General features: G+C 56.2%; 1 protein-coding gene. It reads right to left on the reverse strand.

Annotated elements, in window-relative coordinates; translation table 11 throughout:
• Positions 1 to 498 (reverse strand): ISAs1 family transposase (locus tag J9889_RS02240; RefSeq protein WP_210555908.1); only part of this gene is annotated, 498 nt, incomplete at both ends.

The following is a 498-nucleotide window of genomic DNA, read 5'->3' on the forward strand; positions in this document are numbered from 1 at the left end:
GTTCTCGATGTGCCAATGCTGGCGTACTGCCTTGGCGGCTTGCTCCGGCTCTATCGCCAACGAGCTGACGTAGTATTGGGTGTCTAACGTGACCTTGCCTTTTTGACCGCGACTGCGCTCCACGGCGATAAGGCTTGTTATGCCGGGCCAAGCCAGTTTCTGTTCAGCGGGGAGTTCTGCGGTTAACTGAAAGACTGTTCGCTCCTCCTGGCGGCCATGACCCTGCTCTTGCGTGCAGTGTTGCGCCAACCCTTCACCATCGTGCTCCCACCAGGGCTGGAACTGACTACGGATTGCCGCCAGTAAGCCGGGCTGGTTTTCCTTTACCTGAACGACAAAGTCAGCCCCACGGGCGGTCAGTCGCTGCAAGGTTTCTTTCTGACAGTGCAGGGCATCCATGGTCACGATGGCATCTTTAATATCAAGGCAATCAATCAGCTGTCTTACTGTCTCGATTTCCCCGCCTTTGTGTTGAGTGGCCTTCTGGCAGAGCACCAG

Source organism: Aeromonas sp. PrichA-15 (assembly GCF_017939245.1).
Taxonomy (GTDB): Bacteria; Pseudomonadota; Gammaproteobacteria; order Enterobacterales; family Aeromonadaceae; genus Aeromonas; species Aeromonas caviae.